Genomic DNA, 9,520 nt, shown 5'->3' on the forward strand with positions numbered 1-9,520 from the left:
TGTGCACTATCCGCCCAACGAGGCCATATAAATTGTTCCTGAAAGCTTAGTGAAACCTTAGCCGATTGTCATCAAACTGGCGTTACCGCCTGCTGCTGCCGTGTTCACGCTCAATGAACGTTCGACATACAAACGCTCCAGCAACAGATTTGTTTCACCGCGAGCAAAGCCCTGCACCGAAACAATCGCGCCTGCGCGTGCCGCCACTTTTTCGCACAGTGAACGTAGCTGGTCGGAATCACCGTGATAAATCACCGCATCAAACGAGGCGTTGAGCAGCGTATCTTCTTTTGCAAAGTCGATATGCTTCTGTACCCGCGCCGGAAGCGCTTTTGCCAGTTCACGATGCAGTTTGTCATCAGCCCACAGTGCACGACTGCCCACGCTGGTTACCGCCGCCAGTTGCACCAGCGCGTCTTGCTCGTTATCTGCGATACACAGCACGCGCTCACGCGGCATTAATGCGTAAGTGTTGCGCTCACCGGTTGGCCCCGGCAACTGGCGCAGCGTGCCGCTTTGTGCCAGTAGTGCGAAGCGTTCGCAGATTGCAGGCAATTCCCCTTTGTTAGCCGACCACTGCGCTAATTCCTGATGCGCTTCCTGAAGGCTGGCTTTAAGCGTGGAATCCACCGGTAGCTCAGCATCCTGGCGGTTAAAGGTAGTTTGCAGCGCGTTGTCCGGGCGGTTTGCCAGCAGGCGATACAGATACAATGGGCCACCGGCTTTTGGCCCGGTGCCAGATAAACCTTCACCACCAAATGGCTGCACACCGACCACCGCGCCGACCATATTACGGTTCACATACATATTGCCGACATGCGCAGAGCCGGTCACCTGAGCAATGGTCTCGTCGATACGCGTGTGCACCCCAAGCGTCAGGCCGTAACCTGCGGCGTTGATTTGGTTAATCAATGCTTCCAGGTTATTGCGGTTGTAGCGCACCACGTGCAATACCGGGCCAAACACCTCTTTTTGCATCTCATCGAAGCTTTCCAGCTCAATCAACGTCGGGGCGACGAAAGTGCCGCTTTGCCACTCTTTCGCATCCACGCTGTTTTCGCGAGCCGCCTGGAATACTTTGCGGCCTTTGCTGCGTAACGCTTGGATGTGCTGTTCGATATTCGCTTTTGCTTCGGCGTCGATAACCGGGCCGATGTCTGTCGTCAAACGGCCTGGGTTGCCCATACGGCACTCCGCCATCGCACCGCGCAGCATTTGCAGCGTGTGTTCCGCGACATCTTCCTGGATACACAACACGCGCAGTGCGGAACAACGTTGGCCCGCGCTATCAAAGGCCGAGGCCAGTACATCAACCACCACCTGTTCGGTAAGCGCTGAAGAATCGACGATCATTGCGTTCAGACCACCGGTTTCTGCAATCAGCGGCGTCGGGCGACCTTGTGGATCAAGGCGGTCAGCAATATTGCGTTGCAGAAGCGTCGCCACTTCCGTGGAGCCAGTAAACATCACGCCACGCACGCGTTTATCGCCGGTTAACTGAGCGCCCACCGTTTCACCACGCCCTGGCAGCAATTGCAGCACGCCTGCAGGCACGCCAGCTTCCAGTAATATAGACACGCCAAGGGCGGCAATCAGCGGAGTTTGTTCCGCAGGTTTTGCCAGCACGCTGTTACCGGCAGCCAGTGCTGCGGCAATCTGGCCGCTAAAGATAGCCAGCGGGAAGTTCCACGGGCTGATACACACGACCGGGCCGAGCGGGCGGTGGGTTTCATTGTCGAAATCATCGCGCACCTGGCCTGCGTAGTAATGCAGGAAATCCACCGCTTCACGCACTTCGGCAATTGCGTTGCTGAAGGTTTTACCGGCTTCACGCACCAGAACGCCAATCAGCTTTTGCATCTGGCCTTCCATAATCACCGCTGCGCGCTCAAGGATGGCAGCACGTTCTTGCGGTGGTGTGGCAAACCAGATTGGCGCGTTGTTTACTGCACTTTCCAGGGCCTGTGAAACTTCTTCTGGCGTGGCTTCGCGGGTGAAACCCACCACGTCATGCGGTTCGGCCGGGTTTTTCACCGCCACCATGTCGCCTGCGGCAACGGCATTTTCCAGAATCGGCAACGCCTGCCATTTCTGAGCTGCACTATTGAGCAGGGCAGAGGAGAGCGATGCGAGGCGGTGCTCGTTCGCCAGATCCAGCCCACTGGAGTTGGTGCGCCCCGTGCCATATAGCTCTTTCGGCAAAGGGATTTTTGGATGCGGCAGACCGAGTCGGCCTTCTTTACTGGCGATACCTTCAATGGCGGTAACCGGGTCGGCAACCAGCTCGTCGAGCGGCAAGGTGTTGTCGGCAATACGGTTAACAAACGAGGTATTGGCACCGTTTTCCAACAGGCGGCGCACCAGGTAAGCCAGCAGCGTTTCGTGTGTGCCAACAGGGGCATAAATACGGCAAGGGCGGTTCAGTTTGCCATCGGCAATTTTACCGACCACTTGATCATAAAGCGGCTCACCCATGCCGTGCAGGCACTGGAATTCATATTGACCAGGGTAGTAATTTTGCCCGGCCAGGTTGTAGATAGCCGCCAGTGTGTGGGCGTTGTGCGTCGCAAACTGTGGGTAAATCAGATTCGGTACCGCCAGCAGTTTCTTCGCACAGGCCAGATAAGAGATGTCGGTGTAAACCTTGCGCGTATAGACCGGGTAACCTTCCAGCCCATCCATCTGAGCGCGTTTGATTTCGCTGTCCCAGTACGCGCCTTTCACCAGGCGAATCATCAGGCGGCGACGACTGCGGGAGGCGAGGTCAACCAGGTAATCAATCACGAACGGGCAGCGTTTTTGGTACGCCTGAATCACGAAGCCAATACCGTTCCAGCCCGCCAGTTCTGGCTCGAAACAGAGCTTTTCTAATAGATCGAGTGAGATCTCCAGGCGATCGGCTTCTTCGGCGTCGATATTGATCCCGACATCATACTGGCGTGCCAGCAGCGTCAGGAATTTCAAACGCGGGTACAACTCTTCCATGACGCGATCGTACTGCGCGCGGCTATAGCGCGGGTGCAATGCAGAAAGTTTGATGGAGATCCCCGGGCCTTCATAAATGCCGCGCCCGTTAGAGGCTTTACCAATGGCGTGAATCGCCTGCTGATAAGAAACCATGTAAGCCTGCGCATCGGTTTCGGTCAGTGCGGCTTCACCCAACATATCGTAGGAGTAGCGGAAACCTTTCTCTTCCAGCTTGCGCGCGTTGGCTAACGCTTCGGCAATGGTTTCGCCCGTCACAAACTGCTCGCCCATCAGGCGCATCGCCATATCCACGCCTTTGCGGATTAACGGCTCACCACTTTTACTGATAATACGGTTCAGCGAGTGCGACAGGCTGGCTTCGTTATGCGTCGAAACCAGGCGGCCAGTAAACAACAGGCCCCAGGTGGCGGCATTCACAAATAGCGATGGGCTACGGCCAATATGTGAGTGCCAGTTGCCGTTACTGATTTTGTCGCGAATCAATGCATCACGCGTTGCTTTATCAGGAATACGCAATAACGCCTCGGCGAGGCACATCAATGCCACACCTTCTTGTGAAGAAAGTGAAAATTCCTGCAATAAACCCTGTACCATGCCCGCCCGGCCTGTTGCGCTCTTTTGATTACGCAATTTGTCGGCGAGTTGGTAAGCCAGTTTGTGGGTTTGCTCGGCAATCACCGGTGAAAGGCGAGCCTGCTCGAGGATCATCGGCACCGCATCGGTTTCAGGGCGGCGCCAGGCGGCGGTAATCGCTGCGCGAGTAACGGACTGCGGAAGAATTTGTTCTGCAAAATCAAGGAATGGCTGGTGTGTTTCTTCAACGTGCGGGGCAGTTTCGTCGCTTTCGTTTGCCGCACCTGCCAGCAAGGCTGGGAGTTCTGGCAATTCATCGTTGTTTTCCAGGCGTTCCAGATAGTTAAAAATCGCCTGTTTAATTAGCCAGTGTGGTGTGCGGTCAATGCGTGAAGCGGCGTCTTTAATACGCTCGCGGGTCGCGTCGTCCAGTTTTACGCCCATGGTGGTGGTGGCCATATAACTCCATTATTCAGGTGGTAGCAATTCGTTACCCGGCAATATCTATCATGTTGCAACTTTGTGCAACCTTGTTAAATGTGAGCTGGATAGCAAGCTGTGAAATAGATTTAATTGTTAAATTTGGCTTGAGAAAGCGAGCGGGCTAATTATTCGCAGACAGGGTGAATTTACTGACACAGTTAACAGTTTAAGAGGGTGCAACCGTGAAAAGCGTGAGCGAGTGCAACCTGGTGAAAAAAGCTATTTTTTGTACGGTGAATTTATTGTGAATAGTGTGTTAAAACGCTTGCGGTAAGAAACTATTAAAGCTCCATGCTGCGTTCCGGTATGGCAAAAAATTTTGGAGAACTTGCATGAACATGAGTACACCAATGCTGGTGACCTTCTTTATCTATATCTTTGGCATGATATTGATAGGATTTATCGCCTGGCGTTCTACTAAAAACTTTGATGACTATATTCTGGGCGGTCGCAGCCTGGGTTGCGTGGTCACTGCACTGTCAGCGGGCGCATCCGACATGAGCGGCTGGCTACTGATGGGCCTGCCTGGCGCCATTTTCCTTTCTGGTATTTCGGAAAGCTGGATTGCTATCGGCCTGACGGTTGGCGCATACATCAACTGGAAACTGGTCGCCGGACGCCTGCGTGTTCACACCGAAGTGAACAACAATGCGTTGACGCTGCCAGATTATTTCACCGGGCGTTTTGAAGATAAAAGCCGTGTACTGCGCATTATCTCCGCGTTAGTGATTCTGCTGTTCTTCACCATCTATTGTGCATCTGGCATCGTGGCAGGTGCGCGTCTGTTCGAAAGCACCTTTGGCATGAGCTACGAAACCGCACTTTGGGCAGGTGCCGCGGCAACCATCATTTATACCTTTGTCGGTGGGTTCCTGGCGGTAAGCTGGACCGACACCGTACAGGCGAGCCTGATGATTTTCGCGCTGATCTTAACGCCAATAATGGTGGTTATCGCGGTTGGCGGATTTGACGATTCGATGGCGGTTATCAAGCAAAAGAGCATTGAAAATATCGATATGCTCAAAGGGCTGAACTTCGTCGCGATTATCTCTTTGATGGGTTGGGGCCTGGGCTATTTTGGCCAGCCGCATATTCTTGCGCGCTTCATGGCGGCAGATTCTCACCACACAATCGTTAAAGCGCGTCGCATCAGTATGACGTGGATGATTTTGTGCCTGGCGGGTGCCTGTGCTGTGGGCTTCTTCGGTATTGCTTACTTTACTAATAACCCATCGCTTGCGGGCGCGGTTAACCAGAACGGCGAGCGTGTGTTTATCGAACTTGCGCAATTGCTGTTTAACCCATGGATTGCGGGCATCTTGCTGTCAGCCATTTTAGCGGCGGTGATGTCTACGCTGAGCTGCCAGTTGCTGGTTTGCTCCAGTGCGATTACCGAAGATCTCTACAAAGCGTTCTTCCGTAAAGATGCCGGTCAGAAAGAGCTGGTGTGGGTAGGGCGCTTTATGGTGCTGCTGGTGGCTCTCATCGCCATCGCGCTGGCGGCTAACCCTGAAAACCGTGTTCTGGGCCTGGTCAGTTATGCGTGGGCAGGCTTTGGTGCCGCGTTTGGCCCGGTGGTATTGTTCTCGGTGATGTGGTCACGCATGACACGCAACGGTGCACTGGCGGGGATGATCATCGGTGCGCTGACGGTTATCGTCTGGAAACAGTTCGGCTGGTTGGGCCTGTATGAAATCATTCCTGGTTTCATCTTCGGCAGCATCGGTATTGTGGTTGTCAGCCTGCTTGGCAAAGCGCCAAGTGCGACGATGCAAAAACGTTTTGCTCAGGCCGATGAAATTTACCACACCGCACCGCCATCAAAATTGCAGCCTGAATAATTGCAGCTTCAGTCATTGATAATCTGAACCACACCTCTTGAAGGCCGCGTAAGCGGCCTTTTTTACAGCTGTTCACAAATATACAAATTATCCGCTTGTGTTTATTTTTCTGGTAATGATAATCACAATCGTTTTGGTTTACTTTTCTTTACGCCATTTGACCTGAGTTCACAGTTGGGGTGTCAGTAATGTTTGTCCCGTTTCTCATTATGTTACGCGAAGGCCTGGAAGCCGCGCTGATTGTTAGTCTGATTGCCAGCTATCTAAAGCGCACTCAACGTGGCCAGTGGATTGGCGTGATGTGGATTGGTGTGGTGGCGGCGGCGGCACTTTGCCTGGGCCTGGGGATCTTCATTAATGAAACCACTGGCGAATTTCCGCAAAAAGAGCAGGAACTGTTTGAAGGCATCGTGGCGGTTATCGCCGTATTCATCCTGACCTGGATGGTGTTCTGGATGCGCAAAGTGTCGCGCAACGTGAAAGGCCAGCTAGAGCAGAAGGTAGATGAAGCGCTACACAGTAAAGGCAACCATGGCTGGGCGCTGATTTTGATGGTGTTCTTTGCGGTCGCCCGTGAAGGCCTCGAATCCGTATTCTTCTTGTTGGCCGCGTTTCAGCAGGATGTCGGCATTATGCCACCGCTTGGCGCCATGCTCGGCCTGGGGACCGCCATTGTGCTTGGCTTCCTTATTTATTGGGGCGGTATCCGCCTGAACCTCGCCATCTTCTTCAAATGGACCAGCCTGTTTATTTTGCTGGTGGCAGCAGGGCTTGCGGCGGGGGCTGTGCGCGCATTCCACGAAGCGGGACTGTGGAACCATTTCCAGGATATCGCGTTTGATCTCAGTAATGTGCTTTCTACGCACTCCCTGACCGGTACGCTGCTCGAAGGTATTTTTGGATACCAGGAAGCGCCGAGCGTCAGCGAAGTGGCGATGTACTTTATTTACCTGATCCCGGCGTTGGTGCTGTTCTTTATGCCACCGCGTTTGAGTGCTCAGGCGACAAATAACGTTCGTTAAATATCTTGCGGCAGATTATCGCCACTTAGTTACAACATACTCTTGTTTTATAGGGATTGGTCATGACTACACATTTTCGCCGTAAAGCCTTGCATGCTGCGCTGTTTGCGTTTGCTTCTTCTGCCTTTGCCGTTCAGGCGGCGGATGTTCCGCAGGTAAAAGTCACTGTCACAGATAAACAGTGCGAACCGATGAACATTACGGTTAACGCCGGTAAAACGCAGTTTATTGTTCAGAACAACAGCCAGAAAGCACTGGAGTGGGAAATCCTCAAAGGTGTAATGGTGGTTGAAGAACGCGAAAACATCGCACCCGGTTTTTCGCAGAAAATGACCGCCAATTTGCAAGCAGGCGAATATGACATGACTTGCGGCCTGCTCAGCAACCCTAAGGGCAAACTTATCGTTAAAGCCGTGGGCGACCAGGCTGCACCGAAGAATGACCTGATGGCGTTGACCGGGCCAATCACAGAATACAAAGCGTATGTTACGGCACAAGTTGTCGAGCTGGTGAAAGGCACTAAAGCCTTTACTGACGCGGTAAAAGCAGGCGATATCGAAAAAGCGAAATCCCTGTACGCGCCGACTCGCCAGTATTACGAGCGTATTGAACCGATTGCGGAACTGTTCTCTGACCTCGACGGCAGCATTGATGCTCGTGAAGATGACTACGAACAGAAAGCGAACGATCCGAAATTCACCGGCTTCCACCGTCTGGAAAAAGCACTGTTTGGTGATAACTCCACTAAAGGCATGGAAAAATATGCCGTTCAGCTGAACAGCGATGTGCTGGATCTGCAAACGCGCATTTCTGAACTGGCATTCCCACCAAGTAAAGTAGTTGGCGGCGCTGCGGGTCTGATTGAAGAAGTAGCAGCCAGCAAAATCAGTGGTGAAGAAGACCGTTACAGCCACACTGACCTGTGGGACTTCCAGGCAAACGTAGATGGTGCACAGAAAATCGTTAACTTGTTGCGCCCACTGCTGACCAAAGACAATGCGCCATTGCTGGCGAAAGTGGATGCGAACTTCAAGAAAGTCGACACTATTCTGGCAAAATATCGCACTAAAGATGGCTTTGAGACTTACGACAAACTGACTGATGCTGACCGTAATGCGCTGAAAGGTCCGGTAACTGCGTTGGCTGAAGACTTGTCGCAATTGCGTGGCGTACTGGGTCTGGATTAGGTTTTCGGGATAACGTTTGATGGATGAGAAAACCAAAGACGGCGGCCACCTTCCGGCGCGCCGTCGCTTACTGAAAGGTTTGGGTGCGCTCGGTGGTGCTTTTGCCGTTGTGGGTGGTTGCCCGGTGGCGCATGCGGCAAAACAGGAGACTTCGCCTGGGACATTACCGCCTGATGCGCGCATGGAAAAACAGCCGTTTTACGGCGTGCACCAGGCGGGCGTATTGACGCCACAACAAGCGGCAATGATGCTGGTGGCTTTTGATGTGCTGGCAAGTGACAAAGCTGACCTTGAGCGCTTGTTCAAGTTGCTGACCGCGCGGTTTGATTTCCTGACCACTGGCGGCCCGGCTCCCGATACACCAAACCCGCGAATGCCACCGATGGACTCGGGCATTCTGGGGGCAGTTATCTACCCGGACAACCTGACGATTACGCTGTCAGCGGGAACATCGCTGTTCGACGATCGTTTTGGCCTGAAAGGGCAAATGCCCAAAAAGCTGCAAAAAATGGAACGCTTTGCGAATGACTCGCTGGATGCCAGCTTGTGCCATGGGGATTTGCTCATTCAGATTTGCGCGAATACTGCGGATACGGTTATCCATGCGCTGCGCGATATCATCAAGCACACGCCAGATTTATTGAGCGTGCGCTGGAAGCGCGAAGGGTTTATCTCTAACCACGCAGCGCGCAGTCGCGGTAAAGAGACGCCAATCAACCTGCTTGGTTTTAAAGATGGCACCGCAAACCCGGACAGCAGCAACCAACCGCTGATGGATGAAGTGGTTTGGGTGACCGGAAATCAACAGGAACCCGCATGGGCCGTCGGCGGCAGTTATCAGGCGGTGCGTATCATTCAGTTCCATGTTGAGTCCTGGGACCGAACGCCGCTTAAAGAGCAGCAAACAATATTTGGCCGTGATAAGCACAGTGGTGCGCCACTGGGTATGAAGAACGAGCATGATGAACCCGATTACGCCGCCGATCCGGACGGTAATGTGATTGCGCTCGATGCTCATATTCGCCTCGCAAACCCACGGACTAAAGAGACGCAATCCAATCTGATGATGCGCCGCGGCTACAGTTATTCGCTTGGTGTGTCCAAATCGGGCCAGTTGGACATGGGGTTACTGTTTGTTTGCTTCCAGCATGATCTTGAGAAAGGTTTTCTGGCGGTGCAGCAACGTCTTAACGGCGAAGCGCTGGAAGAGTACGTGAAGCCGATTGGCGGTGGGTATTTCTTCACGCTGCCGGGTGCTCGGGATAAGCAGCATTATTTAGGGCAGGGGCTGATTGAGGCGTAGTTTATTGATGTCGAAACAACCCTCATCCTAACCTTCTCCCTGAGGGAGAAGGGACTGTCCGGTTTTCTCCCTCTCCTGGGGGAGAGGGTTGGGGTGAGGGCAATCCTTCCCCTGCTAATTTTT

At 53.2% G+C, this 9,520-nt stretch carries 5 protein-coding genes; 4 read left to right on the forward strand and 1 reads right to left on the reverse strand.

The window, feature by feature from the left end; all coding sequences use genetic code 11:
- Positions 1–57: 57 nt before the first annotated feature.
- The gene (gene putA / locus M975_RS04445) at positions 58–4,020 is read right to left on the reverse strand and encodes a trifunctional transcriptional regulator/proline dehydrogenase/L-glutamate gamma-semialdehyde dehydrogenase (protein WP_064557630.1); all 3,963 of its coding nucleotides are present in this window, start codon (positions 4,018–4,020) and stop codon (positions 58–60) included.
- Positions 4,021–4,376: 356 nt separating this feature from the next.
- Between putA and putP the strand changes: the two genes are divergently transcribed.
- The 4 genes from putP to efeB all read left to right on the forward strand — a co-directional run bounded on the left by putP (position 4,377) and on the right by efeB (position 9,397).
- On the forward strand, positions 4,377–5,885 hold the full coding sequence (gene putP, locus M975_RS04450) for a sodium/proline symporter PutP (protein WP_064557631.1): 1,509 nt from the start codon (positions 4,377–4,379) through the stop codon (positions 5,883–5,885).
- Between the two features lie 188 nt (positions 5,886–6,073).
- A complete protein-coding gene (efeU, locus tag M975_RS04455; protein ID WP_064557632.1) occupies positions 6,074–6,907 on the forward strand; it encodes an iron uptake transporter permease EfeU in 834 nt (277 codons plus the stop codon).
- 62 nt (positions 6,908–6,969) lie between these two features.
- Positions 6,970–8,094 carry an iron uptake system protein EfeO gene (gene efeO, locus M975_RS04460; RefSeq protein WP_064557633.1) on the forward strand — a complete coding sequence of 375 codons (1,125 nt, stop codon included), beginning with the start codon at positions 6,970–6,972 and terminating at the stop codon, positions 8,092–8,094.
- Positions 8,095–8,113: 19 nt separating this feature from the next.
- The gene (gene efeB, locus M975_RS04465) at positions 8,114–9,397 is read left to right on the forward strand and encodes an iron uptake transporter deferrochelatase/peroxidase subunit (protein ID WP_064557634.1); all 1,284 of its coding nucleotides are present in this window, start codon (positions 8,114–8,116) and stop codon (positions 9,395–9,397) included.
- The last annotated feature ends 123 nt before the right edge of the window (positions 9,398–9,520 follow it).

The sequence above is a fragment of the Buttiauxella brennerae ATCC 51605 genome, from assembly GCF_001654925.1.
Lineage (GTDB): Bacteria > Pseudomonadota > Gammaproteobacteria > Enterobacterales > Enterobacteriaceae > Buttiauxella > Buttiauxella brennerae.

Bases quoted from the DNA above. Each gene is read 5' to 3' on its own strand.
- efeO (WP_064557633.1), top strand. From the start codon at position 6,970: ATGACTACACATTTTCGCCGTAAAGCCTTGCATGCTGCGCTGTTTGCG.
- efeU (WP_064557632.1), top strand. From the start codon at position 6,074: ATGTTTGTCCCGTTTCTCATTATGTTACGCGAAGGCCTGGAAGCCGCG.
- efeB (WP_064557634.1), top strand. From the start codon at position 8,114: ATGGATGAGAAAACCAAAGACGGCGGCCACCTTCCGGCGCGCCGTCGC.
- putA (WP_064557630.1), bottom strand. From the start codon at position 4,020: ATGGCCACCACCACCATGGGCGTAAAACTGGACGACGCGACCCGCGAG.
- putP (WP_064557631.1), top strand. From the start codon at position 4,377: ATGAACATGAGTACACCAATGCTGGTGACCTTCTTTATCTATATCTTT.